We start from the raw sequence: 22,779 nt of genomic DNA, 5'->3' as shown, positions 1-22,779 counted from the left end.
TGACACACCACCGGCTCGCGCGATCACCGTTGCCCCCGCGCCGCCGGACCCATTTCGAGACCGGATCTCGTACCCTCTCTTCCCGATCAGCACGCGCGGCGCTCAGCCCGGGCAGCACGGGTGGTCACGTCACCAGCGCTCGCACGACGGGCAGCGCCTCGCCGATCACATAGAGCGACCCGGTAACTACCGTGAGCGTGCTATCATTCGCCGCCGCCGCGCGGCGCACCGCATCACCCACATCCGCCTCGACCGCGACCGATCCTGCGCCCACCGCCCGCGCGGCGGCGGCGAGCCTGGCGAGCGGCACCGCTCGCGGTGTCCGGGGCGAGGTGCAGATCACCCAGTCACCAGCCCCGACCCCCAGGGCACTCAGAAACGCCTCCGGCGCGCGGGTCCCGGTCATACCGACCACCACGGTGCGGGAGACGCCGTCGAACCGCTCCCGCAGCGCCCGTGCCAGCGCGGTGGCCGCTTCCTCGTTGTGGGCGCCGTCCATCAGCACAGGGCCGGGGGTGTGGACAAGCTCAAAGCGGCCCGAAGCCCGCAGCGCCCCGCAGACCGCCCGCACCACCTGGTCGGCCACCGGCCGGGCCAGCCACACCTCGGCGGCGGCCAACGCCGTCGCCGCGTTCGCCGCCTGCCACGGTGCCAGCAGACGCAGGAAAACGTCGTCATAAGTCGCCCCGGGCGTGAACAGCGACACCGTCCGGCCATCCGCGACCGGCGCGTCGGCGGCCACGCCGAAGTCACGATCCACGGTCACCACGCGCGAGGGGCGGCGGCCCAGGAACGGCGGGTGCATGGCCGGGTCCGCTTCGGCTAGCACCACGGTCGCGCCCTCAGGAACCGCGCCAGCCTCAGCCACGGCGTTGTCCCACCGCGTGTCACCGAAGTACTCGACGTGGTCGACGCCCACCGACGTGACCACCACCAGGCCGGCGCCGAGCGCGGCGGTCGCGTCGCCGCTGCCACCCAGACCGGTCTCGACCACCGCGACATCAACACGTTGGTCGGCGAACCAGCCCACCGCGGCCGCGGTCATCAATTCGAACCAACTGGGCCGCCCCAGCTCTGACGCGGTGCGCTCGTCCGCCACCAGCGGGTCGAGCACCGCCGCCAACTCGTCGTCGGTGATCGTGACACCATCGATGGTGATCCGCTCCTGCGGCCGGTGCAGATGAGGACTGGTGTACAACCCGACCCGCAGTCCACTGCCCGCCAGCACCGCGGCCAGGATCCGGGCGGTCGTGCTCTTGCCGTTGGTGCCGGCCACCAGGATCACCGGCACCCGCTGCTCGGGCCGGCCGAGCGTGCGCAGCAGCCGCTCGATGACCACGGTCGTCGGGGCCTGCGACACCACCCCACCAGCAGCGACCCCCACCCCCCGCTCATGGTCGACGTGACCGTCCAGCCACTGCCATACCCCGGCGCGCCTCACGCCACCGATCCTAGATCCACCCCCGATCAACCTTGACAGCCACATTCCGGCCAGTGACACTGCGTGCAGAGGGGAGTACTTCCCTAAGTGTCTGCCTGGTCAATACGGACACCCCATGGTGTCCCCGGGCGACCGCCCTCACCAGGGTGAAGGAGACCTCGAACGTCGTCCGTGCGCGGAGGTCTTCGTGCCCTTTCATCCCGTGGTGTCGTCTCTGTCCGTGGCCGCGCCCGCCGACTCGGTGGGGTCCTCGTCGATCGGGTCGCCCTGGTTGTGGGTCGCCAGCATCGCCGTAATACTCGGCCTCCTCGTCACCGATTTCGCCGTCACCCGCCGTCCCCACGAGGTGTCGATACGGGAAGCGATTGGCTGGTCGGTGTTCTATCTCACGCTGCCCGTCCTGTTCGGGATCTGGCTGTGGGCGGTGTTCGACAGCGGGCCGGCACTGGAGTTCATCACCGGCTTCGTGGTGGAGAAGTCACTGTCGGTGGACAACCTGTTCGTGTTCATGCTGATCCTGGCCGGGTTCGCGGTCCCGTCCCCCATTCAGCAACGGGTGCTGCTGTACGGCATCGCCGGTGCCCTGGTCCTGCGGGGCATCTTCATCGCGGCGGGCGCGGCGCTGCTGCAGGCAGGCACCTGGGCGTTCCTCCTCTTCGGCCTGATCCTGCTCGTGTCCGCGGGCAAGATCCTGCACGAGGTGCACACCGGTTCGGCCTTCGCGGGCCGCGACGTATCCCAGATGCGTATCGTGCGACTGCTCCGCAGGTTCATGCCCGTCACCGACGACTACCGAGGCACCCGGCTGACCGTACGGGAGCACGGACGACGCGCGCTCACGCCGCTTGCGGTGGTGGTCGCCGCGGTGTTCGTGACCGACGTGGTGTTCGCCGTGGACTCGGTCCCCGCGGTCTACGGCATCACCGCGGACCCCTACCTGGTATTCGCCACCAACGCCTTCGCGCTGCTCGGCCTGCGCGCGCTCTACTTCGTGCTCCACGCCACGCTGGCCAAGCTCGTCTATCTCAACCACGGCCTGGCGGTCATTCTCGCGTTCATCGGTCTGAAACTGGTGTTGCACTGGGCCCACGGAATCTGGCCGGCCACCCCGCAGATCCCCACGCCGGTCTCCCTCGCTGTCATCGTGGCCATCCTCGCCGTCGTCATCGCGGCGAGCCTGCGCACCCGCCGCCGAGCCGAGCAGCACGTGATTGAGGCCGAGCAGCACGTGATTGAGAAGGACTGACCATGTTCACCATGCTCACCGGATTCCTCATCGACATCGCTGTCACGGCACTCATTCTGCTGGCGTTGGTCATCACCTGCGCAGCGTTGGTGCCGCCCCGCCCGCCACGATGAACACACGCCGTCCCGGGTGGCGTGTCAGTGTGGGGTGCGAAGCGAGAGGGGCGCTGGTCGTCGCGAGGTCCTGTCCGCACACCGCCCGGCCACGCCACGTAGCCCTTGCCAGGGCGTGCTTGGTGGTGCTGGCGTCGGTGGCGTGAGGTTTCCTGGACCCGCGCGGTGGGGCGGCGGGTGCCTGCGCCGGATCCGGGTCGGCCAGATCGTGTTGACGACGCGGGGCTTGGTCGTTGAGGTACTCCCCCTCAACGTCGAGAATGACGAACTGTGGTTCGTTTACCAAGGGTGGCGAGTTATCCGGTGCGGCGACGACGCGGAGGAGTCGAGGCGCCGTCAGCCGAAGCATCACGAGCATCGTCAGGGGTGGCGGGACCGACGGCGGTGATGAGGTCGGCGATGCGGTGGTGGGCTTCCAGCGGGTGGCGCAGATGGCCGTCGGGGTTGATGCGGTAGTGGTTGCGGCGGCCGACTTTGGTGCGCTCGATGTAGCCGCCCTGGATGAGGTCGGTGAGGATGAGCTGGACGGCGCGGGTGGTGATGTCGCGCGTCAGACTTTGTGGCTCAGGGGTTATGTAGGTTCCTGAGCAGGAGGTATGACGATGAGCCGTCCCCCGGTGTTCCCGGTGGAGGACAAGATCCGGATCGTGCTGAGCGTGCTGTCCGGGGAGATGACGATCGCCGAGGCCGCTCGGCGGAACAAGGTCTCGGAGCAGTCGGTGTCGCGGTGGAAGGCCCAGTTCCTCGAGGGCGGCCGGGCCGGGGTTGCCGAGGGCGGTAAGGCCGGTCCCTCGAGTCGTGAGGAGCAGTTGCAGGCCCAGATCGACGAGTTGACCACGGCACTGGGCGAGGCGCATGTCGAGCTGCGGGTGTGGAAGCGCTCCGCGGAGCGGCTGGCCCCTTCGAGGACCTCGAGGTGATTCGCCAAGACGCGGCGATGCCGGTCTCGAGGTTCACGGCCTTGATCGGCATCCCGCGCCGCACCTATACCCGCTGGATCAGCAAACAGCGCGCCGGGAACCCGCCGAAGGGCCCATGGCCGGCACCGGCGGTCGAGGCGTTCGAGCCGGTCGTGGAGAAGTATGCCCAGGCCTGGCCGGCGTGGGGACACCGCAAGATCCACGCATTGATGCGCGCCGATGGACACGAGGTGTCCGTTTCGACCGTGGAGCGGGCGATGCGGCGGCGGAATCTGTTGCAGTCCACGAAATATCAGGCTGAACGACGAGAGCTAGCCAAGGCCCGTAAGGCTGCGTTCGCCGAGCCGCCTACGGGGCCGAATCAGGTGTGGCAGCTGGATTTCTCTGAGTTCGAGACCACCCGTGGTGGGATCTGGCGGATCGCCGGGTGCGCGGACTACTACTCGAAGTACGAGTTCGGCTGGCACCTCGCGACCACCTGCAACGCCGCCGATGCCGAGCTCGCCGTCCGGATCGCGATCGCCGAGGCCGAGCGGCTGGCCGGTGGCGTGCCGTTGGCCGAGCAGCTCACCAACCCCGAGACCGGGCACATCAAGCGGATCAAGGTGGTCACCGACAACGGTGGCGCCTTCAAAGGCAGCAGGTTCGCCGCGTTCATCGCCTCTCGCCCCGAGCTGCTCCACATCCGCACTCGGCGTCGCTCACCCGGCCAGAACGGCGTGCGGGAACGGGCATTCGGATCGCTGAAGTACGAGCACCTCTACCGGATGGAGATCGACGACGGGCAGACCCTCGCCGCCGAGGCCGAGCGCTACCGGCACGTGTTCAACCACATCCGCCCCCACGAGGCACTCGGCATGCAACGACCGATCGAGATCCACCAGCAAGATCAACAAGCACAACTTTCATCCAAGAAAACTGAGCCAGATTCTTGACGCGGGACAGTGATGCCGACCTTCTGGGCGATGACGGGCAGGGTCTGGTGCGGGTCGGCGGCCAGGCAGAGCAGCACGTGGGCGTGGTTGCTCAGGAACATCCACGACCCTGGCGTCTGCGACGCGGCGGCGTCGGCCGGTTCCGCACCAGCATCCACCACGCCAGAATCCACCGTGCCGGAGTCGGTGGGATCCGAGCCCGCTGGGGTGGGGAGGGCGTGGTCGGGTGGGGGTTCGGCAGGCCGCATGGGGCCGACCATAAGGCATTCCTTCCACTCTCGATGCCGCTGTCGGCGCGGGGTCCGGATCGGCGGGGAGCTGCTCGACCGGGTGTGATCAGACCAGCATCGCGTCGGGCAGGGTGTGCTCGTCTGCGCGGCGGATCCGCAGCCGAGGTTGAGTGAGGCCGAGCAGGTACTGGCAGGTCGCAGGCGTGAGGAGCTCGGCGCGAGGATGGGCGGGCAACACGAGCACGTCGGCGTCGTGCACTCGGCACAGTCGCAGCAGGGCGGCGGCCACGCGCCGATGCCGGCCGCCCGGCCCGCGACGGTGATGCCACGCGGTGGTGTGGATCCGCACGCCCCGCTCGGCCAGCCCGGATGACGGGAGCCGTGACAGCGCGGGAGCGAGCGCCGCGGCGGTGACCTGCTCCCGGCGGACCTGCTGCCAGGCGATCAGCCGCGCGTTGAGCGTGAGCCCCGGCGGCGGGTGCAGCACGGCGAGCACGAGGTGGCCGTGGTCGGCGATCAGTTCGACCGCCGCGGGCAGCTCGGCGGCCGGCGCGGGATCGGTGGCGTCGACGACGCAGACGAGGGTTGTGCACTGGGCGGGCATCAGCGGACCTGCTTTCCACGGCACGGATCGAGGAGGCCGCGCGCTGGCCTCATTTCCAGATTGACGAAGTACGGTTCGCCAGTCAAGCCTTGACAGGCGAACCGTACTTCGTCATTCTGGTGGTGCGGAGGGGAGTACCCACCACGTCCGGGATCGTCATTACGGCAGTTCGATGGCTGCCCGGTCCCGGCGCCACCGGACCCAGCGCACGTGCTCTGGCGGTTGGGGAGACCTCCGGTTTCACTCGACGTGACCGGAGGTGCTTGACTGTGGTTGTTCCGTTGTGGGCGTGGGCCGCGGTGCTCGGCGTGATCCTGGTGATGCTCGCGATCGACCTGTTCGCCCACCGCCGCGCACACGTGGTCGGGGTCCGCGAGGCCGCCGCCTGGTCGGCGGTGTGGGTCGCGCTCGGCCTCGGGTTCGGCGCGATCGTGTGGTGGGCGTGGGGCAGCGAGTTCGCCGCCCAGTACTTCGCGGGCTACGTGATCGAGAAGTCCCTCGCGGTGGACAACGTGTTCGTCTTCGCGATCATCTTCGGCTACTTCGCCGTTCCCCGCGAGTACCAGCACCGCGTGCTGTTCTACGGCGTGCTCGGCGCACTGGTGTTCCGGGCGGTGTTCATCGCCGCGGGCTCGGTGCTCATCGCGTCCTTCGCCTGGATCCTGTACGTGTTCGGCGCCTTCCTGGTCGCCACCGGTGTCCGGATGGCCGTGCACCGCAACGAGACCATCGACCCCGACCGCAGCGTCGTGCTGCGCCTGTTCCGCAAGGTCATCCCCACCACCGAGGAGTACCACGGGCAGAAGTTCCTGGTGCGCCAGGCCGGGCGCTGGGTGGCCACCCCTCTGTTGGCGGTGCTGGTGCTGGTCGAGGTCACCGACATCGTCTTCGCCGTCGACTCCATCCCGGCGATCTTCGCCATCACCCAGCAGCCGTTCCTGGTGTTCACCTCCAACGCCTTCGCCATCCTGGGCCTGCGCGCCATGTACTTCCTGCTCGCCGACCTGATGCACCGCTTCATCTACCTCAAGCTAGGCCTCGCCCTGGTGCTGGTGTGGGTCGGCATCAAGATGCTGCTGCTCGACCTCTACAAGATCCCCACCTGGTTCTCGCTGGCCGTGGTCGCCCTCCTGCTCGCCGTCGCCGTCACGGCCAGCTGGATCCGCACCCGCACCACCCCGGCCACCCCAGCGGCTGCCTCTGCCGATTCGCTGGCCGGTGCGGAGCCCGACACGGTCACGACCGAGCCAGCCCAAACCGGGGCGGCCGCAGCCGAGACGGCCCCGTCCTCGCCCACTGGCCTGTCGACGCGCGACTGACGCGCGTCGACCGCCCCGGTGCCGCCCACCGCTCACTCCCCCCACCAGCGGTGGGCGGCACCACCCCACAGACCCAGCCCATCCGGAAAGGAACCCGCTCATGCGCATCTCGACTCGATGGACCTCTGTGCTGCTCGGCGTGGGCGTCGTGGCGGCGATCAGCGGCTGCGGCGCTGTCCAGCAGGCCGGCGACACCGCCGGTTCGGCCGCGGACACCGTGACCGGCGCGGTCGCCGCCGCCGAGGTGTGTAGCGACGCGCTGGCACTGGTCGCCAACCCGCCCGACCTCAGCGCACCGCAGGCCGCACTGGACCAGGCGCACACCACCGCCACCGAGCTCACCGACCTGGCCGCGACCACCAGCGACACCGACATCGGCCGCGCCATCACCGACCTGGCCGCCACCCTGCAGACGGCCACCCTGGACACCCTCACCAGTGCTCCAGCCGCCTGGCTGCAGACCAGGGCCGATCAGGCCGCCGCGCTCACCACCGCCTGCGCGCCCTGACCAAGTAGGGTCACGGGCACGACAGGAAGCAGCCCGTGATGAGCACCGTCGGCGACCCCGCTGAACGTTCGTCGGTCGTCCCTCCCTTCCAGGTGAGCGGCCCACTCGCAGGCGAGGTCAGGTTGTCGAGAGCTCCACCCCAAGCTCCTGGGCGAGGGTTTCCTGGGTGAAGCCGAGAGCCTCGCGCCGTGCTGCGAGAGCATCTCGTCGTATTGTCGCGCGTCAGACTTTGTGGCTCAGGGGTTATGTAGGTTCCTGAGCAGGAGGTATGACGATGAGCCGTCCCCCGGTGTTCCCGGTGGAGGACAAGATCCGGATCGTGCTGAGCGTGCTGTCCGGGGAGATGACGATCGCCGAGGCCGCTCGGCGGAACAAGGTCTCGGAGCAGTCGGTGTCGCGGTGGAAGGCCCAGTTCCTCGAGGGCGGCCGGGCCGGGGTTGCCGAGGGCGGTAAGGCCGGTCCCTCGAGTCGTGAGGAGCAGTTGCAGGCCCAGATCGACGAGTTGACCACGGCACTGGGCGAGGCGCATGTCGAGCTGCGGGTGTGGAAGCGCTCCGCGGAGCGGCTGGCCCCTTCGAGGACCTCGAGGTGATTCGCCAAGACGCGGCGATGCCGGTCTCGAGGTTCACGGCCTTGATCGGCATCCCGCGCCGCACCTATACCCGCTGGATCAGCAAACAGCGCGCCGGGAACCCGCCGAAGGGCCCATGGCCGGCACCGGCGGTCGAGGCGTTCGAGCCGGTCGTGGAGAAGTATGCCCAGGCCTGGCCGGCGTGGGGACACCGCAAGATCCACGCATTGATGCGCGCCGATGGACACGAGGTGTCCGTTTCGACCGTGGAGCGGGCGATGCGGCGGCGGAATCTGTTGCAGTCCACGAAATATCAGGCTGAACGACGAGAGCTAGCCAAGGCCCGTAAGGCTGCGTTCGCCGAGCCGCCTACGGGGCCGAATCAGGTGTGGCAGCTGGATTTCTCTGAGTTCGAGACCACCCGTGGTGGGATCTGGCGGATCGCCGGGTGCGCGGACTACTACTCGAAGTACGAGTTCGGCTGGCACCTCGCGACCACCTGCAACGCCGCCGATGCCGAGCTCGCCGTCCGGATCGCGATCGCCGAGGCCGAGCGGCTGGCCGGTGGCGTGCCGTTGGCCGAGCAGCTCACCAACCCCGAGACCGGGCACATCAAGCGGATCAAGGTGGTCACCGACAACGGTGGCGCCTTCAAAGGCAGCAGGTTCGCCGCGTTCATCGCCTCTCGCCCCGAGCTGCTCCACATCCGCACTCGGCGTCGCTCACCCGGCCAGAACGGCGTGCGGGAACGGGCATTCGGATCGCTGAAGTACGAGCACCTCTACCGGATGGAGATCGACGACGGGCAGACCCTCGCCGCCGAGGCCGAGCGCTACCGGCACGTGTTCAACCACATCCGCCCCCACGAGGCACTCGGCATGCAACGACCGATCGAGATCCACCAGCAAGATCAACAAGCACAACTTTCATCCAAGAAAACTGAGCCAGATTCTTGACGCGGGACATGTTGGCGAGGGCGCGGTAGAGCGAGGCGACTGAGGGGTGCTGGCCGGTCTTGGTGGGTCAGTTTCTTGACGATGTCGGGCATCTGGGTGCCTTTGTCGCGGGGCGCGGGCGAAGAACCAGCATCTCTTCGTCGATGACTTTCGGGTGCCGCCGTGGTTGCCGTGTGCGGTGGCGGCTTACTTACCTTCGAGGGTTCTCGTGGATGTAGTCGCGGTCGAACTGGGTGGTGACGGCGAGCACGGCGAAGAGCATGGAGCCCATGCCGCGCGGGTCGTAGATCCCGTCAGTGGTCGGGTGAGCAGCTCCTCTAGCCGCACCCCGGCGTTCTGGAGCTGGGCGGAAAGGGTCATCAGCTCGGTGGCGTTGCGGGCGAGGCGTTTCGTCTCGTGCACTGTCAGGAGCACCGGTTGGTCTGGTGCGGCGGTCTTGATCTCGTGGGCGAGGGTGAGTGCCTTTTCCAACTCGGGGCGGATCTTGATGTGGGTGCTGATCTCCTCGGAGAACACCCGCGTGTAGTGCGCGGCCGCGAGCGCGTCGAGCTGGGACTGTAGTTCTTGGGTAGCGGTGGAGCAGCGGGCGTAGCCGATGCGGATGGGCGTCCCGTTCGTCTCCGGTTTTACTGCGACCATCTCCGCGCTCGGCATCCTGCTACGCCTGTCCGCGTCGGTCCACAGAACGACGGAACAAACACGCTGGTGGCCCCTGGAACTGCTACGCGGCGCTCCGAGCGCACCGTCACTAAATACCCGCAGATCCGAGGGTGAGCTGTGCTCGGTGAAAGGCGAAATGCTTCGCTGGATAGCGGTAGACGTCGGCAAGGGTCATGTGGTCGCGGAAAAACGGGTCCCACCGAGTCGGAAAGTGCATCCCGCGCGCTAGCTCCGCGTCACTCGCCCGGTCGAGGCTGCGGTGTAACGCGGCGATGATGTGGTCGAACCATGCGTCCATGAGACGCGGGGTGAGCAGACCGCCACCGCAAGACCCCCAGTAGTTGAGGATGTGGAACAGCCCGGTGGCCGAGTTCAGCGACCAGGCGAATATGCGGCTGATCGGGTCGGGCAGGCGCCCGAAGGCGCGCACGAGCACGAGGAGAGCACGCACCACCTGATAACCGAACAGCAGATGGAACAACAGCTGCTGGTTGGTCCACCGGGTGCCACGTGACGGTCGGCGCAGGTCCTCAACTGTCGCGGCCGCGACCAGCTCGTGGAAGGCGGCGCGATCTTGCTCCCACTGCTCGTGCACGACCTGGCGCTGCATGACCTGTCCTCCCGGTCCCGCCTATAGGTTGGCACGACCGAACTGAGGCTCGCCTCAGCGCCCGGGCGTGCGCGCGTCGCGTAGGTCGCGGCGACTGACACGGCGACCATCTCGTCACGGCCGAGGCGCTGGCCGCCGAATCCGGAGATGCCTGGAAGCAGTATGCGACGGGCGACCATAGTCGGTGCCGGAGAGAAGGAACACGATGACTGTTGACGACGATGCCGCACCTGCGGTCAGACGCCAGTCGCCGCCGATGGTGTTCGTCGCAGGAGCGGCAGTGGGGCTGCTCTGCCGGGGCATCATGGCAACTGTGAAGGTTGAGCTGTTCTATTTCGATGGATGCCCGAACTGGCGCCTCGCCGAGGAACGTCTCCGCGAGGCCCTCGCGGCCGCGGGCCTCGCCCCACTGGAGATCTATCACCGCACCGTCGAGACGAAAGCGGAGGCCGAAGCGCTGCATTTCCCTGGATCGCCCACCATCCTCATCGACGGGCTCGATCCTTTTCCCTCACCGCCCCAGACCCATGGGTTGTCCTGCCGCATGTACGCCACGCCAGCGGGGCTTGCCGGCGCACCCACCGTGGAACAACTCGTCCAGGCGCTCACCAACGCACGCTGAGTTGCTGTCCTACAGCACCGGGAATAGGAATGTCAGCCGCGGGGGGCGTACATGATGACCGCGACTCCGGCCAGGCAGATCAAGGCGCCGATGACATCGAATCGGTCGGGTCGATAGCCGTCAGCGATCATGCCCCAAGCCAGCGATCCGGCGACGAACACGCCACCATAGGCGGCCAGGATGCGCCCGAAGTGGGCGTCGGGCTGCAACGTCGCCACGAACCCGTACAGGCCGAGGGCGATCACTCCCGCGCCGATCCATATCCATCCTCGGTGTTCCCGGACACCTTGCCACACCAGCCAGGCGCCACCGATTTCTGCGATGGCAGCCAGCACGAACAGCACGATTGAACGCAGGACAAGCACGACGAATCTCTCTCGGACGACGACGCAAGCGGCTGAAGGCCGCACGTCGAGGGTAGTCAGTCGGTGGTGCCGAACACCTCGGCCAGCAGCGGCGCGGCGTCGGGTGAGGCGTGGACCTTCAGCTCCACCCGACCGTCTCGCAGCCGCACTGCGAATTTGAAGAAGGCGCAACAACGTTGTTCGGCAGCGGCGAGCTCGGCCACTGGCCCGGCCCGTTCGGTGGGCAGGCGGAACAATAGGCCGTCGTCGACGTTTTCCCGTTCGGCTCCGGCGAGCAGTTGCCGCCATTGGGCGATGCGTGCGGCCTGGTTTTCGGCGGTCAACGTGCACGCGATGGGAGCGGGCTCCGGCAGGGCTGGTGGCCGGCCGAGGCGGACGCCGTTGGCGCGGACGGCTGCTAGACCTTCGCGGGTGCCTTCGGTGATGAGTTCGCGGATGAACTCGGGCCAGCACGGCGAAGACGTGGAAGACCAGGCGGCCGCCTGGGGTGGTGGTGTCGAGGTTCTCGTGCGGCGAGGTGAATCCGATCCCGCGGCGACGCAGCTCGCTGACCAGGGACAGCAGGTCGGCGAGGCTGCGGCCGAGGCGGGAGAGCTCCAGGACGACGAGGTGTCGCCTTCGCGGAGGTAGTCAGGCACGCCCACAGCTCGGGTCGTTCGGCGTTCTTGCCGAACAGCTTTTCCTCGAACACCCGGATGCATTCGGCGCCGGTGAGGGCGTCGCCCTGGCGGCGCAGGCTCTGATCCCGGGTGGAGACCCGGCGTAGCCGACGTGGGCGCCGCCGCCGATCGCGTCGAGCGGGTCGCCGTCCAAAACGAGGTCAGCTGGGGTGTCGATCATCGGGCACATTCCATGATCGCGAGCAGCCCGACTGTACGACAAAGGGTCCTGATCAGGTTGTTGGATACCCCGATTTAACACGTTTTTCCGGCACTGCGGAGCCGGTCTGGAGCCCGGTCGGCGGCCTGGTCGAGCTGCGTGTTGAGAAACGTTCCTTTTCTGAACAGGTGGTTCAAGGGTCCCGGCGTTGGCTGTTGTCGGGGTTGGTGTGGTTTTCGATGATGCGGCAGACGACGGCGTTTTCCCCGCGGCGTTGGCTGTCTCGGGCGGCCTGGCGGGCACTGGCCAGTGAGCGGCGGAGCTGGCGGAGCTCGGCGAGGGTGCGGTCGATGTCGGCGATGTGGGTGTCGAGGAGTTCGGTGACGTGCCCGCATGGGGTGGCGCCGTCGCGCTGCAGGTTGATGATGTTTTTGATCTCGGGCAGGGTCAGGCCGAGGGTTTTGGCCTGGCGGATGAACTGCAGCACGGCGACGTCGTTGTTGCTGAACAGGCGGTAGCCGGCCTGGGTGCGTTCGGCGGGTGGCAGGAGTCCTTTGGCTTCCCAGAGCCGGACCGCTTTCGCGCTGACGCCGGCAGCTTTGGCCGCGGTTCCCACGGTCATGTCCATTACGGCTTCCTTCACGGGTGAGTTCTTCCTTGACCTTACCCCTAGGGCAAGGTTCTAGCGTGTGGCACGAGGGCAAAAACCGCAGGTCAGAAGAGAGGAGCGCGTGGTCGTGGACACGCTGGTGTTGCGGGTATCGGGGATGTCGTGCGGCGGGTGCGAGCAGCGGATCGGCGCGGTGCTGCGCCGGGTTGAGGGGGTGCGGGAGGTCGCGGCGGATCACACCACTGGGGCGGTGCGGGTTCACGTCGGTTCGGCGCTGCTCGATCGCGGTGTGCTGGCCGAGCGGTTGGAGTCCGCCGGTTACGAGGTGGTCGAGGGGACGGGACGGTGAGCACCGCGGTCGCGGCACAGCCGGAGTTGTGGGCGGCGGAGTCCAGCCCTACGCCGGGGCATGAGCGGATTCGGGCGCGGATTTCGGGGCTGCATTGCTCGTTGTGCACCGGCACGATCGAGAAAGCCTTGGGCCGGCTGGAGGGTGTGGGCACGGTGGCGGTGAGCCTGACCCACGAGCAGGCCCTGGTCGACTACGACCCAGCCATTGTCGAGCCTGAGCGGATCTTGGGCACGCTGCGCGATATCGGTTATGAGCTGTACGACCCGCGTAAGCTGCGCCCCTTCGAAGACGAGGAGCGTGATCTGGTCCGCGAAGGCCGCCGGTTGTTGGCCGCGATCGCCGCATCGTTGGCGGCGATCGGGTTGATCGCCGAGGTCACCGGTATCTGGTCGGTGCTGGTGCCGTTGAGCGTGATCGTGCTGATGGTGCCGCTGTCGTATGCACTGCTACGCCCTGCCGGTACGGTCAAGGCCCTATTCGGGGCGACCGGGATCGTGGCGCCAGGGGTGGCGGCTTTAGCGGCCCGCGCCACCGGGGTGCTAGGGCCGCCTGTGGTCGGTTGGGTGGCCGGGGCACTGGCCGTCGGGGTCGTGGTCGGGGTGGCTGCGCACATCCTGCGGATGGCCTATCAGTCCGCGCGGCGCGGGATTCTCAACCAGCACGTGCTGCTGGAGATCGGCGCGTTCGCCGGCATCGCCGGCGGGATCATCGGGCTGACCGGGATATTGCCGGGCTATCCCACGGCGGCGTTCTTCGCTGTGTCGGTGCTGGTGGCCAACTACCACATCTTCTCGGAGTGGCTGTCGCTGCTGGTCAAGACCCGCTCCAGCCAGTCGATCAAGAAGCTGCTGGACCTACAGCCCGACCTGGCCCGCCTGGTCACCGACGACGGCAGCGAGTCGGAGGTGCCCGTCGAGCAGGTTGAGGTGGGTCAGCTGGTGCGGGTGCGGCCCGGCGAGCGCATCCCGCTGGACGGGCGCATCCGCTCCGGGTATTCGGCCATCGACTTCTCCCTGGTTACCGGGGAACCAGTGCCTGTCGAGCGCGGAGTGGGCGAGGAGGTCGTGGGTGGGGCGATCAACGGCACCGGCAGCCTGCTGATCGAGGTCACCGCCACCGGGGCGGAAGGATTCCTGGCCCAGGTGGTACGTCACGTGGAGGACGCCCGGGCGCTCAAGCCCGGCATCCTGCACCTGGTCGACAAAGTGCTGCGCGTCTACACCCCCACCGTGCTCACCGTCTCCGCGATCGCTCTCCTGGGTTGGCTGGGCGCTAGCTGGGCGATCTCGGGGCAGCCGGATGTGCACCGGGCCGTGTTCGCCGCACTCGGGGTGCTGGTGATGGGCTACCCGTGCGCGGTCGGGATCGCCGCGCCGCTGGCGATCGTGCGCGGCACCGGGCACGCCGCCGACCGGGGCATCATCATGCGCACCGGCGAAGCGTTCCAGACCTTCCGGCTGGTGCGCCGCGTCGTGCTGGACAAGACCGGCACCCTCACCCAAGGCCGCCCCACCGTACGCGCTGTCGAAGCCGCCGACGGCGACACCGCCGGGCTACTGGCACTGGCCGCCGCGGCCGAGCACCACTCCGAACACCCCTTGGCCCGCGCCGTCGTGACCGCCGCCGAGGACGCCGGCGTGACCGTGGGCCAGGCGCATGAGTTCGAGTCGATGACCGGCTCCGGGGTGCGCGCCACCGTCGACGGCCAGCACGTCCTGGTGGGCCGCCCAGGACTGCTCACCGACACCGGCGTGGACCTGACCGGAATGTCAGACTGGATCACCGCACAGGAAGCCACCGGGCACACCGTCATCGTGGTGGCCGCCGACCAGGCGCTGCGGGGCGCGCTCGCACTCGGCGACCAGCTGCGGCCCGACGCCGCCGAAGCGGTCGCGGCCATGCGTCAAGCGGGGATGGACCCGGTGCTGGTCACCGGCGACAACCACCGCGCCGCCCGCCACGTCGCCGACCAACTCGGCATCACCGAGATCCACGCCGGGGTGCGCCCGGAGGGCAAGGCCGCAATCGTGCGCGAGCTACAGGCCGACGGCACCCGGGTAGCCATGGTCGGCGATGGCATCAACGACGCACCCGCCCTGATGCAGGCCGACGTGGGCCTGGCCGCCGGCGGCGGCACCGACATCGCCGTGGAATCCGCCGACATCGTGCTCCTGCGCGAAGACGTCCACGCGGTGCTCGACGCCCGGGAGATCAGTACCCGCGCCTACGGGCGCACCCGGGCCAACGTGGGCTTGGCCTTCACCTTCAACGGCCTGGGCATCCCGCTGGCTTCCACCGGGCTGATCTCCCCGGTGTGGGCCATGATCGCCATGGCCGCCTCGGTGACCACGATCTTCCTCAACTCCTTCGGCACCCGCCCCTCCCTGCTGACCAACGCCATCGCCAGCGTCGGCCGCTCCCGCAGCGCAGCAGGCCAGCAGTCCCCCGAACCGGCGGTGCCCTGACCGGCCACGACAACACCAGATCTCTCCTGACATCACCCGCTGCCGGCGCGCAGGGATCGACCTGCGCGCCAGCAGCGGAAGACCTTGAGCTCTTTCCATCTTGGTTTCAGCTGATTTGGATGAGCGCTGTCACGGCTTTGACCAGGTCAGTTGCTCGACTGGGGCAGCTGCGGATCTTGCGGAGGATGTGCCAGGACTTGAGTTGCGCGTTGGCCCGTTCGCCCGGACCACGCAGGCGGGCGTGTGCGGCGTTGACTTGCTTTTGTGCGCGAGACAGGCGCCGGTAGCGGCCGGTGTCGGGGTCGAGGCGCGTCGGCGCTGCGGAACCCGGATCGTGGGCCCGCCACCCTGGTAGGCGGTATCAGCGATGACACGGACCCCGATGGTGTTGAGCCTGTCGATCAGGCCGTGCTCGCGAGCGGCGCCCATGTCGTGCCGTGCTCCGGCAAGTGCGGGTGAGGCCCAGATCAATCTGCCGGCAGGGTCTGCGATGACCTGCACGTTCACGCCGTGCCGTTTGTGCTTGCCAGAAAAGAACGCGCGGTCATAGCCCGAGGCCGTGCCGACCCGGTCGATCGACAACAACGTGCCGTCGAGGACGACGAATGCCTTGCGGCGGGCGACATCGAGCGCCTTGTCCAGCGTCGGCGCGGTGGCGGCAAGAACGTCGGTGCCTTCGTGGACGTAGCGGAACACCGTGGTGGTGCCTACTCCAAACCCACTGGCCAGGGCGGTGTAGGTCTCGCCCTTGTTCAAGTACGCGAGCACGAGCAACGCCTGCTCGCCAGCCGAGAGCCGCCGCCACCGACTTCCCATCACCGCGCGGCGATGACGGAGCGCGTCAGAAAAAACCTGCAGGGCACGCTTGGATACGGGCATCGACGAGTGGTAGACAAGCACTCTGAAGCTCCTGGTCGGACGAGTTGATCTCAGCAATCGCCCGTCTACCAGGAGCTTCACCCATTCCAGCGGCACCACGCCGTCATCCTGCCAGCCTGATCCTCAACAGGATGGAAAACGCTCCTTGTCCAGAAACTCTCCGCCCAAGGAAAAGACGTGTCTGATCCACTGACAAGGCCCGCCGCACCGCGGGGGATGCTGGCGCTGCTGACTGCTGCCGCATTTGTGATCTGCGCGCAGAAGTGAACCAGCGGGTCGCGCGGCATCGACCGATCGTAAAGGGAGCCAGACTTTCTAACGACGCAGAGGCTGGGGCGAGTGCTTAGCAGCTTAGACATCTGGTCGGCCCCAAGATGGTCGGGTCTCGTGCGTGCTGCCTGTGATGTCAGATCGAGGTGGCATAGTCGTTCCCGTGCCTCACATCATGCGGCAGGACACCAGCCGCGTTTCCGATCTCGACCTTGGTTTGGCGACGTATGCCGACTCAGTGCACCAACTGATCGCAGGGCTCGCTGAGGATGAGATGCCGGATGTCGAGGTCGATCTCCTCTGGACCCCGGACTTCGTCGCAACCACGCAGGAGATCCTCGATGTAGCCCGAGTAGATGGCGGGCAAACAGTCACGTACGGGGCTGATCGACTCGGCGGGACGGCCGTGGCCAAAAACATCGCACAGAGCGCGGACTCGTCCCGGGTAACGATCGTTGTGAACCACAACGTGCTCAGCACCGCGGTTGATGAGCAGACCACCGCGCACTCGATCTTCGTGTTGGCACACGAACTCACCCACCCGCTGATCAACCGCATGCGTGCCGATTCGGGTGTGCTCGATGACGTGCCGTTCCCCTCAGAAACTCCAACGGAATTGGCCAGGAGCATCACACGTACGGCAACCGATGAGTACCGCGCGGACCGAATCGCGAGCATCATTCTCGGCCACTTCGCTTCTGCCGAACAGGATGGCGAACGGGTTCGGCTCCACCAGGGACACATATGGGCTGGTGTCGAGGACTACCGTGAGCAACTCGCACAGGTCCTGGACTCGCATATTCACCCTGGCTGGCCTGACCTTGTCCAGAGCTATCGGGAATGCCGGACGAGCCTCGACGCCCTGTGGAGGCAAGTGGTTACGGAGACCGACCAGGTCTTCACCCTCCTCGCCCACGCGCAAGCCTGCGAGGACGCTTCCCAAACTGGTGGGCCCTTCGCGGGTCCGATGATGACCAGCAACCCAGGCGCCAGCCTTTACCTTGAACCTGCGTGGACACAAGTTCTGACCGCAGTGCACGACACATCCCTACTGCCCTCACGCGAAGACTTCGCCGCTGCGGATCTGGCCGTGGCCAGGTTTGGAGAGGTCGCGATCAAGTCGATATGGGAGGAGCTGGGTCTCACCTTCGATGAGTACGAAGACCGTTCGTACTACATACATGTGGCACAACCGATGCGGTAGGCAAGCACGCCGTTCGTGATCGACGGGTCACCAGGTGCGGGTGAGAGCTCACCAGGCTCAAGCCTCGGTTTACTTGCACCCGTGAGGTCACGGCTTCCATTCAGTTCACCGAACCTGCGGCCGCCAGCTAATCCGGCCGGAATCGCTGTTCACAGCAAGCCGGAAACCGGGCACTGGGCGATGAGGGACGGCACCGTGGAGGTCGCGCGAACGTGGGCGGCGGCCGACGGTGCGACCCAGTCGAAGAGCTCCTCGATGTCGCGTAATCGGTCATGAAGACCGGAGGTTGTCGAGAAGACCGGCTCGTTGTGGGCGAGGCGATTGCGGAACTTGTTGATGCGGGCGACCCGCTCGTGGACTTCGCCGCGCGTGGGGGTGCCGTGGAAAGCACGCCGGAGCATCGGCGTCCAGAACGTGGCGGTCCGGTCGCGGTCGGTGAGCTTGACCCAGAACCCGAACGTCGTGGCCGCGAGGACCTTGCCGTGGTTCGGGGTCGCGCCGAGGCCACGCTTCGCTGCGGTGAGCGCCGCCACGCTGCCTTTGTTCAGCTCGACCTGCTTGGTGACTGCCCGGCCATGGCCCTGTGTCCGGCGAAACAGGTCGCTGTCGGGATCGACCGACCAGTTCGGGAAGCGCTTGCTCAGCTCGCGGTCGTAGGCGTTACGTAGGGCTACCTCGAGGTGGCAGGTGTCGACCAGAGCTGCGGCTGCCAGCTGGCTATTCCAGCAGTAGAGCTCAAGCGCTAGGTCGCGGTCCTGGTTGCAGGCAGCCAGGTAGGTATTCAAGCGGGGAGCACTCAGCCATGATTGCAAGTCGGCCATGGAGAGCGTCGAACGTGCGCCTTGGGCGGTGGCGGCCATCACGGTGTTGGTTTGCTCCCCGGCTGTCACATGCGTATCCTAGGGGCATCGCCCCGCGGCAACTGTCCTCTGGCGCGGCTCGAGAGAGCCGGGTTAGGCACCGCGGGGCTTAGTCATTTCTGCAGCCAGTTCGAACAGGGGCGCGAAGTGGCTTCGAGCTCGCTGGCCAGGTGGTCGCCGACGTCGACATCATTCTGTGCGGACGCTGCCGGTGTGACGTGATCGAGCACGTTCGCACCGAACCGCCGCGCTGACGTCGCGGGCCCGGCCGTGGCTGGATGCTCGGAGCCGTGCCAGGTGAAGGTGAAACCGGCCTTAGCAAGCTCCTCACACGCCGCCAGAGCCTCCACGCCGATGCCGACGTCCGTGACCAGCGCGAGCGCCTAGCCCCGATGCGTCGCGGAACTTCCGCTAGTGATCTCTCGTGCCCGCTGAGCTGCGTGTTCGTCAGGTGCCCACAGCCAGGTCATGCGCGGGCTGGTGGAGACCTGTAACTCGGTCATGTCACCACCGTCGGCAACTGCCCGCCCAGCTCAGCGATAGCGTCGATGACCGTCCCACTCTGCTCCAGGTCTCCATCGACGGTCCAGCCGTAGTACGTATCGGTCGGCCATCGGGTGCACATCGGCCAGGATCGCGTCGACCAGGACGGTGAGATCTTCGTCGTTGTCCTCGGTGCCGCTGCTGCTGCCTTGCAGGCTCCACTCCGCGTGCCAGGACACGTAACTATCCTCGGGATCGTCGTCGCATACTGTCCGGAACAGCTCAATCTCCACTCCGCGTTTCGGAAGCCGCGGTCCGCTTTGGCTGCACGGCGTTCACGAGCGCGGCGAAATTGACGGGATTCAGTCACCCCAGGGGTATCGGCAACACGGTCCGCCTACTGGAGAACGCGAAGGGCAGCGCGAGGCGCGTTCCTCAAGCCTGCGGGGCTCGTCGAAGGAGATCGTCCATGCTTCGCCGAGCAGCGACTGCAGCTGCGCGTGCGCCTCGTGCACTATCCGCGTACGGGGCCGTGTTGTCTCGCTCATAGCCATGGCAAGTTAAGTGATGAGGGGCGAACCCAGCCATTGAGTGATGCTGCTGGGCGTTCCGGTAGCGCACACAGACAACAACGTCAGCGCTGGTCACCTGCGCACGACCGGAAGTAGCCCCATGGTCTCTGACCGTACCTGTGAAAGCGCAAGAGTTGATTTTTGGCTTCCGCTACCGGAAAGCCTGATAGGGGAGGTCGGCCAGTACGGCACGCAGTTCACCGATGGTGCGTGCCTGAGTGGCTTCATTGCTGCGCTGCTCGAATTCGTCCAGTGTCAGCCGCCCGGCAGCGACATGCGTCTGCAGCGTTTCGATGACCTGTTGCCGATCGACATCCGCGGCACGTTGACTGTCGGGGACCGATGTCTCGCGAATCGGCTCGGCTGGGCGCGGTGGCGGGGTGAGACGATGCTGTGCAGTGGGTGCAAGCAGCCTCCGAGCAGCCCACATGCCACCAGCGACAAGGACCACTAGCGCCACCAGGCCAATGATCGCCCAGATGAGTGTCCCGGCCATCATACCGCCCATCATGCAACCCATCGCGGCGACTGCCTTCCACCTGCATGCCGTTACCTGGGGCAACACGCCCTGAGCCCGAGGCTTCCTCGGTCAGCGTGCCTGCTAACCAGTATCCGCCTGCTCTTTGCCGGCTGCCGCTGGTGGAGCGCCAGCCGACGAGACGGACGCAAGGGCGTGTTAGCAGCGGGCCAAGGCCGTATCACATCCACGACCTTCCGTGGCGGTGCCCGGCCGGGCGTGGGTTCAGCAGCATTTGTAGCCGCAGGCCTCGGGCGGGCCGCCCGGGTCGTCGCAGCAGTAGGTCAGCATCAGGATCATCTCCTTTTCGGTGTGGATGCTGGTGTGGTGTGCAGCGCGGCGAGGATGAGTAGCGCGGCGCCGCCGATGATGAGCGCGTCGGCGAGGTTGAAGGTGGGCCACCAGCCGGTGTGTAGGTAGTCGGTGACCACGCCGTCGATGCCGCGGTCGGCGAGGTTGGCCACGGCTCCGGCCAGCATGGTGGCCAGGCCGAGACGCGTGGCGAGGTTGGCGGTGGGGGCGGTCCGCCAGGCGAAGACCGCCAGCCCGGCGGTGATCAGTGCGGTGGCAGTGAGCACGATCCAGCTGGGCAGGGTGGCGCCGAGGCTGAAGGCGACGCCGGGGTTGTAGGCCAGGCGCAGCTGGAGCAGTCCGAGGTCGATGGAGTGGCCGTCGGCCAGCGCGTGGGTGGTCCAGGTTTTCACCGCGAGGTCACCGGGGTTTCGGTGCGGGTCACGCCGAGGCCCCCACCGGCGCGGGCCGTGCCGCCACAGGCGTGCCGCCGGGCAGTGTGGGTACGGCCTCGGGGAACAACGGAACAGCCATTAGCGCTAAGCGGAGCATCTACAGGCAAGATGATCTCCGGTGCTTGCCCGCCGGTCTGACTCGAAAAACAAGGGGCCTGTCGTGCCTTGTAAGCGATACGTCGACCGGTCGGGCGGGTGCCACCGGCGCGGCCGGTGGCGAGGATGTGGCCTGATAGGAGCCCGAGCGATCCCACTGTAGTTCTGCCCTCCATCGCAACCGGTTGTGCTGGCCGGAAGGTCATCGAGTTGCGAGGAGGACACGTGCCCGCTGGTGTGCAGGATGCCGACGTTGTCGTGACGGTGGGAGTCGACACGCATTCCGAGATCCATGTTGCGGCAGCACTGGACCAGTTCGGGCGTCTGCTGGGCACCACAATGGTCCCACCACCACCGCCGGCCATGACCAGCTCGTGTCCTGGGCGACCGGATTCGGCGTGCTGCACTGCTTCGGCTTGGAAGGCACCGGCTCCTACGGCGTCGGTCTGGCCCGCCATCTGCGGACGCAGAGCCTGGAGGTCATCGAGGTAGTCCGGCCGAACCGGCAAACCCGCCGGCGCGCTGGCAAGACCGACGCGGTTGATGCCGAAATCGCGGCCCGCGTGGTGCAATCCGGCACTGTGCTGGGTGAGCCGAAGACCGCCGACGGCTCGGTGGAGATGATCCGCACGCTGCGGATCGCCCGCCGTTCTGCGATGAAGGCCCGCACACAGACTGCGAACCAGCTCCGCGCCGTGCTCATCACCGCCCCTCAACAGCTGCGTGACCGTCTGCGGAAGCTGTCCATGGCGCAGCTGGTCGTCACCGCCGCGCGGATGCGACCGGGCGCGATCACCAGCCCGGAAGCAGCCTGCAAACTCGCGCTGAAGTCGCTGGCTACTCGGTATCAGCAGCTCAGCACGGAGATCGACGCTCTCGACGGCCAGATCGCAGAACTGGCCAAGCAGGCAGCCCCGGACCTCGTCGCGATCAAAGGCGTGGGCACCGACATCGCCGCCGCGCTGCTCGGGCCGCCGGAGAAAACCCCGAACGCCTGCGATCGGAAGGAGCATTCGCGCACCTCTGCGGCGTCTCACCGATCCCCGCATCCTCCGGCAAGACCAACCGCCACCGGCTCAACCGTGGCGGAAACAGGGACGTCAACCGGGCTCTGCATCTGTTCGCGATTGGTCGTCTGAGCAACGACGCCAGGACCCGCACCTACGCCGCTCGACGCACCTCAGAGGGCAAGTCCAAGCGGGAAATCATCCGGTGCCTCAAACGCTACCTGGCGCGCGAAGTCTTCAAGGCTCTCACCAGCCATAACACCGCTCTAGCAAGCAAATCAAGGCCGCCGAACTACGAGCCGCTTGACGCATAGGGGCATCGATTAGCCGTGTCGGTGCTGGTCAGGGTGTCGTGGTAGCTGGTGGATGATCTGCTTGGCTGGTGGCCCGGTGTTGGCCTGCGGAGGTTGTTGGTGAGGATGTGCCCGTCACTGATCGTTTCGGGGGTGGGGTGGTGTCTGGGGTGTCCACGAGGTTCTTCTCTGATGAGGAGATCAGGCGGCTATGCACGTTGCCGTGGCTGGGTTTCGTTCCGGACGGCGTGGGCGCGTTGCGGTGCAGCTGGGTGTTCCGATCGCGGATCTGGCCGGGTACGGGGCGCAGAAGCAGACCCGTGCGGGCCGGACGGAGTGGAAGGATCTGGAGGAGTTCCTGCTCGCGCGTGTGGTCGAGCACGACGCGCCGAGCGTGTTGTTCCGGCTGGGGTACCCCTGCTATTGCGTTGATCATCGCGCAACGCCGCCGTGGATGCCAAAGCATTCTGGTATCGGCGAGAGCGTGTGTTGAGGGTTCATGCGCT

The 22,779-nt window shown here is 67.1% G+C and carries 25 protein-coding genes and 3 pseudogenes; 14 read left to right on the top strand and 14 right to left on the bottom strand.

Annotation, left to right across the window (positions count from 1 at the left end):
• Window positions 1–124 precede the first annotated feature (124 nt).
• The gene (locus SACCYDRAFT_RS13095; protein ID WP_005456777.1) at window positions 125–1,441 is read right to left on the bottom strand and encodes a bifunctional folylpolyglutamate synthase/dihydrofolate synthase; all 1,317 of its coding nucleotides are present in this window, start codon (window positions 1,439–1,441) and stop codon (window positions 125–127) included.
• 214 nt (window positions 1,442–1,655) lie between these two features.
• Between SACCYDRAFT_RS13095 and SACCYDRAFT_RS13090 the strand changes: the two genes are divergently transcribed.
• The 4 genes from SACCYDRAFT_RS13090 (at window position 1,656) to SACCYDRAFT_RS13075 (ending at window position 4,655) form a co-directional block, all read left to right on the top strand.
• Window positions 1,656–2,687 (top strand): TerC/Alx family metal homeostasis membrane protein, encoded by a 1,032-nt coding sequence (locus tag SACCYDRAFT_RS13090; RefSeq protein WP_043537254.1) that lies wholly within the window; start codon window positions 1,656–1,658, stop codon window positions 2,685–2,687.
• 373 nt (window positions 2,688–3,060) lie between these two features.
• Window positions 3,061–3,387: a hypothetical protein gene (locus SACCYDRAFT_RS26375; RefSeq protein WP_043536454.1), complete on the top strand. Its 327-nt coding sequence runs from the start codon at window positions 3,061–3,063 to the stop codon at window positions 3,385–3,387.
• A 15-nt stretch (window positions 3,388–3,402) separates the two neighbouring features.
• Window positions 3,403–3,720, top strand: coding sequence for a helix-turn-helix domain-containing protein (locus tag SACCYDRAFT_RS13080; protein WP_005456432.1), 318 nt, complete (start codon window positions 3,403–3,405; stop codon window positions 3,718–3,720).
• Window positions 3,721–3,737: 17 nt separating this feature from the next.
• A complete protein-coding gene (locus SACCYDRAFT_RS13075) occupies window positions 3,738–4,655 on the top strand; it encodes an integrase core domain-containing protein (protein WP_198284920.1) in 918 nt (305 codons plus the stop codon).
• A 336-nt stretch (window positions 4,656–4,991) separates the two neighbouring features.
• Here SACCYDRAFT_RS13075 and SACCYDRAFT_RS13070 read toward each other — a convergent pair whose 3' ends face one another.
• Window positions 4,992–5,489 (bottom strand): hypothetical protein, encoded by a 498-nt coding sequence (locus SACCYDRAFT_RS13070; protein WP_005456773.1) that lies wholly within the window; start codon window positions 5,487–5,489, stop codon window positions 4,992–4,994.
• A 269-nt stretch (window positions 5,490–5,758) separates the two neighbouring features.
• On the opposite strand from SACCYDRAFT_RS13070, the gene SACCYDRAFT_RS13065 reads away from it, so the two are divergent.
• The 4 genes from SACCYDRAFT_RS13065 (at window position 5,759) to SACCYDRAFT_RS13050 (ending at window position 8,843) form a co-directional block, all read left to right on the top strand.
• On the top strand, window positions 5,759–6,808 hold the full coding sequence (locus tag SACCYDRAFT_RS13065) for a TerC family protein (RefSeq protein ID WP_005456772.1): 1,050 nt from the start codon (window positions 5,759–5,761) through the stop codon (window positions 6,806–6,808).
• 100 nt (window positions 6,809–6,908) lie between these two features.
• Complete coding sequence (locus tag SACCYDRAFT_RS13060) at window positions 6,909–7,316, top strand: bacteriophage spanin2 family protein (RefSeq protein WP_005456771.1); 408 nt, start codon at window positions 6,909–6,911, stop codon at window positions 7,314–7,316.
• A 274-nt stretch (window positions 7,317–7,590) separates the two neighbouring features.
• Window positions 7,591–7,908 carry a helix-turn-helix domain-containing protein gene (locus SACCYDRAFT_RS13055; RefSeq protein WP_005456432.1) on the top strand — a complete coding sequence of 106 codons (318 nt, stop codon included), beginning with the start codon at window positions 7,591–7,593 and terminating at the stop codon, window positions 7,906–7,908.
• A 17-nt stretch (window positions 7,909–7,925) separates the two neighbouring features.
• Window positions 7,926–8,843 carry an integrase core domain-containing protein gene (locus SACCYDRAFT_RS13050; RefSeq protein ID WP_198284920.1) on the top strand — a complete coding sequence of 306 codons (918 nt, stop codon included), beginning with the start codon at window positions 7,926–7,928 and terminating at the stop codon, window positions 8,841–8,843.
• 186 nt (window positions 8,844–9,029) lie between these two features.
• Here the strand turns inward: SACCYDRAFT_RS13050 and SACCYDRAFT_RS25880 are convergent, their stop codons facing one another.
• Together SACCYDRAFT_RS25880 and SACCYDRAFT_RS13040 are read right to left on the bottom strand one after the other, a co-directional pair.
• Window positions 9,030–9,497 (bottom strand): recombinase family protein, encoded by a 468-nt coding sequence (locus SACCYDRAFT_RS25880; RefSeq protein WP_198284921.1) that lies wholly within the window; start codon window positions 9,495–9,497, stop codon window positions 9,030–9,032.
• Between the two features lie 94 nt (window positions 9,498–9,591).
• Window positions 9,592–10,113, bottom strand: a complete 522-nt coding sequence (locus SACCYDRAFT_RS13040) for a DinB family protein (protein WP_005456770.1) — start codon at window positions 10,111–10,113, stop codon at window positions 9,592–9,594.
• Window positions 10,114–10,318: 205 nt separating this feature from the next.
• Between SACCYDRAFT_RS13040 and SACCYDRAFT_RS13035 the strand changes: the two genes are divergently transcribed.
• Complete coding sequence (locus SACCYDRAFT_RS13035) at window positions 10,319–10,735, top strand: DF family (seleno)protein (protein WP_005456769.1); 417 nt, start codon at window positions 10,319–10,321, stop codon at window positions 10,733–10,735.
• Between the two features lie 32 nt (window positions 10,736–10,767).
• Here the strand turns inward: SACCYDRAFT_RS13035 and SACCYDRAFT_RS13030 are convergent, their stop codons facing one another.
• The 4 genes and pseudogenes from SACCYDRAFT_RS13030 to SACCYDRAFT_RS13020 form a co-directional block, all read right to left on the bottom strand.
• The gene (locus SACCYDRAFT_RS13030) at window positions 10,768–11,100 is read right to left on the bottom strand and encodes a YnfA family protein (RefSeq protein ID WP_005438185.1); all 333 of its coding nucleotides are present in this window, start codon (window positions 11,098–11,100) and stop codon (window positions 10,768–10,770) included.
• Window positions 11,101–11,156: 56 nt separating this feature from the next.
• Window positions 11,157–11,423, bottom strand: coding sequence for a hypothetical protein (locus tag SACCYDRAFT_RS26915; RefSeq protein WP_050983442.1), 267 nt, complete (start codon window positions 11,421–11,423; stop codon window positions 11,157–11,159).
• Between the two features lie 151 nt (window positions 11,424–11,574).
• Window positions 11,575–11,655 (bottom strand): annotated as a pseudogene (locus SACCYDRAFT_RS26910) (recombinase family protein); the annotation flags it as partial.
• Between the two features lie 457 nt (window positions 11,656–12,112).
• Complete coding sequence (locus SACCYDRAFT_RS13020; protein ID WP_005456767.1) at window positions 12,113–12,547, bottom strand: heavy metal-responsive transcriptional regulator; 435 nt, start codon at window positions 12,545–12,547, stop codon at window positions 12,113–12,115.
• 61 nt (window positions 12,548–12,608) lie between these two features.
• Between SACCYDRAFT_RS13020 and SACCYDRAFT_RS13015 the strand changes: the two genes are divergently transcribed.
• Both SACCYDRAFT_RS13015 and SACCYDRAFT_RS13010 read left to right on the top strand, forming a co-directional pair.
• Window positions 12,609–12,878 (top strand): heavy-metal-associated domain-containing protein, encoded by a 270-nt coding sequence (locus SACCYDRAFT_RS13015; RefSeq protein WP_232283661.1) that lies wholly within the window; start codon window positions 12,609–12,611, stop codon window positions 12,876–12,878.
• Window positions 12,875–15,346 carry a heavy metal translocating P-type ATPase gene (locus SACCYDRAFT_RS13010; protein ID WP_005456765.1) on the top strand — a complete coding sequence of 824 codons (2,472 nt, stop codon included), beginning with the start codon at window positions 12,875–12,877 and terminating at the stop codon, window positions 15,344–15,346. Before SACCYDRAFT_RS13015 ends, SACCYDRAFT_RS13010 begins: the two co-directional genes overlap by 4 nt.
• Before the next feature lie 106 nt (window positions 15,347–15,452).
• On the opposite strand, the pseudogene SACCYDRAFT_RS13005 reads toward SACCYDRAFT_RS13010, so the two are convergent.
• Window positions 15,453–16,246, bottom strand: a pseudogene (locus SACCYDRAFT_RS13005) (transposase family protein).
• 412 nt (window positions 16,247–16,658) lie between these two features.
• On the opposite strand from SACCYDRAFT_RS13005, the gene SACCYDRAFT_RS13000 reads away from it, so the two are divergent.
• Window positions 16,659–17,699, top strand: a complete 1,041-nt coding sequence (locus SACCYDRAFT_RS13000) for a hypothetical protein (RefSeq protein WP_232283660.1) — start codon at window positions 16,659–16,661, stop codon at window positions 17,697–17,699.
• A gap of 149 nt (window positions 17,700–17,848) precedes the next feature.
• Here the strand turns inward: SACCYDRAFT_RS13000 and SACCYDRAFT_RS12995 are convergent, their stop codons facing one another.
• The 5 genes from SACCYDRAFT_RS12995 to SACCYDRAFT_RS12980 form a co-directional block, all read right to left on the bottom strand.
• Complete coding sequence (locus tag SACCYDRAFT_RS12995) at window positions 17,849–18,589, bottom strand: Abi family protein (protein ID WP_005438202.1); 741 nt, start codon at window positions 18,587–18,589, stop codon at window positions 17,849–17,851.
• Window positions 18,590–18,672: 83 nt separating this feature from the next.
• Entirely contained in the window at window positions 18,673–18,909 is a 237-nt protein-coding gene (locus SACCYDRAFT_RS12990; RefSeq protein WP_043536451.1) for a hypothetical protein, read from the bottom strand.
• Window positions 18,910–19,092: 183 nt separating this feature from the next.
• Entirely contained in the window at window positions 19,093–19,281 is a 189-nt protein-coding gene (locus SACCYDRAFT_RS26370; RefSeq protein ID WP_157606509.1) for a hypothetical protein, read from the bottom strand.
• Between the two features lie 484 nt (window positions 19,282–19,765).
• A complete protein-coding gene (locus SACCYDRAFT_RS25870) occupies window positions 19,766–20,134 on the bottom strand; it encodes a DUF1707 SHOCT-like domain-containing protein (RefSeq protein WP_083844752.1) in 369 nt (122 codons plus the stop codon).
• Window positions 20,135–20,427: 293 nt separating this feature from the next.
• Window positions 20,428–20,835, bottom strand: coding sequence for a signal peptidase II (locus SACCYDRAFT_RS12980; RefSeq protein WP_005438210.1), 408 nt, complete (start codon window positions 20,833–20,835; stop codon window positions 20,428–20,430).
• Between the two features lie 375 nt (window positions 20,836–21,210).
• On the opposite strand from SACCYDRAFT_RS12980, the pseudogene SACCYDRAFT_RS12975 reads away from it, so the two are divergent.
• Together SACCYDRAFT_RS12975 and SACCYDRAFT_RS12970 are read left to right on the top strand one after the other, a co-directional pair.
• Window positions 21,211–22,294: pseudogene (locus SACCYDRAFT_RS12975) on the top strand (IS110 family RNA-guided transposase).
• Between the two features lie 190 nt (window positions 22,295–22,484).
• The gene (locus SACCYDRAFT_RS12970) at window positions 22,485–22,766 is read left to right on the top strand and encodes a DUF4158 domain-containing protein (protein ID WP_005438214.1); all 282 of its coding nucleotides are present in this window, start codon (window positions 22,485–22,487) and stop codon (window positions 22,764–22,766) included.
• Window positions 22,767–22,779 lie beyond the last annotated feature (13 nt).

Source organism: Saccharomonospora cyanea NA-134, from assembly GCF_000244975.1.
In the GTDB taxonomy this organism is placed as follows: domain Bacteria; phylum Actinomycetota; class Actinomycetes; order Mycobacteriales; family Pseudonocardiaceae; genus Saccharomonospora; species Saccharomonospora cyanea.
The sequence above is the reverse complement of the archived record's forward strand: the minus strand, read 5'-3'. Positions and strand labels throughout refer to the sequence as shown.

Excerpts from the sequence above, each read along its gene's own strand:
- SACCYDRAFT_RS26375 (WP_043536454.1), top strand. The coding sequence starts at position 3,061 with ATGACGAACTGTGGTTCGTTTACCAAGGGTGGCGAGTTATCCGGTGCG.
- SACCYDRAFT_RS13080 (WP_005456432.1), top strand. The coding sequence starts at position 3,403 with ATGAGCCGTCCCCCGGTGTTCCCGGTGGAGGACAAGATCCGGATCGTG.
- SACCYDRAFT_RS13075 (WP_198284920.1), top strand. The coding sequence starts at position 3,738 with ATGCCGGTCTCGAGGTTCACGGCCTTGATCGGCATCCCGCGCCGCACC.
- SACCYDRAFT_RS13070 (WP_005456773.1), bottom strand. The coding sequence starts at position 5,489 with ATGCCCGCCCAGTGCACAACCCTCGTCTGCGTCGTCGACGCCACCGAT.
- SACCYDRAFT_RS13060 (WP_005456771.1), top strand. The coding sequence starts at position 6,909 with ATGCGCATCTCGACTCGATGGACCTCTGTGCTGCTCGGCGTGGGCGTC.
- SACCYDRAFT_RS13055 (WP_005456432.1), top strand. The coding sequence starts at position 7,591 with ATGAGCCGTCCCCCGGTGTTCCCGGTGGAGGACAAGATCCGGATCGTG.
- SACCYDRAFT_RS13050 (WP_198284920.1), top strand. The coding sequence starts at position 7,926 with ATGCCGGTCTCGAGGTTCACGGCCTTGATCGGCATCCCGCGCCGCACC.
- SACCYDRAFT_RS25880 (WP_198284921.1), bottom strand. The coding sequence starts at position 9,497 with ATGCCGAGCGCGGAGATGGTCGCAGTAAAACCGGAGACGAACGGGACG.
- SACCYDRAFT_RS13040 (WP_005456770.1), bottom strand. The coding sequence starts at position 10,113 with ATGCAGCGCCAGGTCGTGCACGAGCAGTGGGAGCAAGATCGCGCCGCC.
- SACCYDRAFT_RS13035 (WP_005456769.1), top strand. The coding sequence starts at position 10,319 with ATGACTGTTGACGACGATGCCGCACCTGCGGTCAGACGCCAGTCGCCG.
- SACCYDRAFT_RS13020 (WP_005456767.1), bottom strand. The coding sequence starts at position 12,547 with ATGGACATGACCGTGGGAACCGCGGCCAAAGCTGCCGGCGTCAGCGCG.
- SACCYDRAFT_RS25870 (WP_083844752.1), bottom strand. The coding sequence starts at position 20,134 with ATGGGTTGCATGATGGGCGGTATGATGGCCGGGACACTCATCTGGGCG.
- SACCYDRAFT_RS12970 (WP_005438214.1), top strand. The coding sequence starts at position 22,485 with ATGCACGTTGCCGTGGCTGGGTTTCGTTCCGGACGGCGTGGGCGCGTT.